General features: G+C 67.2%; 1 protein-coding gene and 1 rRNA gene. One reads left to right on the forward strand and one right to left on the reverse strand.

Going from position 1 to position 1,060, the window contains the following annotated elements:
* The first annotated feature begins 142 nt into the window (after window positions 1-142).
* A 5S ribosomal RNA gene (gene rrf, locus SACSA_RS0113750) occupies window positions 143-260 on the forward strand.
* A gap of 248 nt (window positions 261-508) precedes the next feature.
* Here the strand turns inward: rrf and SACSA_RS0113755 are convergent.
* A complete protein-coding gene (locus tag SACSA_RS0113755; RefSeq protein ID WP_019816487.1) occupies window positions 509-961 on the reverse strand; it encodes a flavodoxin family protein in 453 nt (150 codons plus the stop codon).
* Window positions 962-1,060: the final 99 nt, after the last annotated feature.

A 1,060-nucleotide genomic window follows, 5' to 3' on the forward strand; every position in this document is an offset into this window, starting at 1 on the left:
GCCAGACATGGACGCACAGCAATGTGTTCTCGAGTGGACTGGTACTAATCGGCCGAGGGCTTGACCACAAACATGCTACGCACCCACTCTGCAACTCTGAAACACCACCCCAACACACCAGTGGTGTTGTTTCACAGGGTTGTTCGGTGGCTATAGCGGCAGGGGACACGCCCGGTCCCATTCCGAACCCGGAAGCTAAGCCCGCCAGCGCCGATGGTACTGCACCCGTGCGGGTGTGGGAGAGTAGGACACCGCCGAACACACAACGAAAAGCCCGGGGGCCCGCCGGGAGTTGGCCAGGAACGACCCAACTCCCGGCGGGCCCTTTCGGCATGCCCAGCTCCGTACGGACTCCCCACCGAGGGGAGTTTTTTTATCGTCCGAGGGTCCTCTGCGCAGGGGCGCGGAGCGTGTCCGGACGGTCGAAGGGGATCGGAAACGCCTGGAATGGGCGGGTCCGGTCCCCTTTTCTCGTATCGGCACCCTCGACGGGTCGTGGAGACCGACCTCAGGGCATCAGGTTCGCGGCGAGCGTCGCGCCGAGCTCCCAGCAGGCCGAGAGTTCGTCCTTGGCGGGTTCTCCGGACACGACGACGGCCGGGGCCGCCTGTTCCCACCCGAGACCTGTCGTGATGGTCTCGACTGCTTTGCGGGCGCCCTCGGTGCCCTGATTGCCGTGCACGTAGTAGCCGAAGGGACGCGCTCGGGTCGCGTCGAGGCACGGGTAGTAGACGCTGTCGAAGAAGTGCTTGAGTGCCCCTGAGATGTAGCCGAGGTTGGCCGGGGTGCCGAGCACGTAGGCATCGGCGTCGAGTACGTCCGAGGCCGTCGCCGACAGTGCGGGCCGGCGCACGACGTCCACTCCGGTGATCTCGGGGTCGGTGGCTCCGGAGAGCACGGCCTCCAGCATGGCCTGGGTGTGCGGCGACGGCGTGTGGTGAACGATCAGTAAGGTCGGCACAGTGCGTCAGCGTGCCCCGGCGCGACGAGCGTCGCAAGCGCCGCGGCGGTGGCGAACGCCTCCGTGGTCGCGAGAGCCTCGCGGCGCGCGAGGGCGGCG

The organism is Saccharomonospora saliphila YIM 90502, assembly GCF_000383795.1.
Lineage (GTDB): Bacteria > Actinomycetota > Actinomycetes > Mycobacteriales > Pseudonocardiaceae > Saccharomonospora > Saccharomonospora saliphila.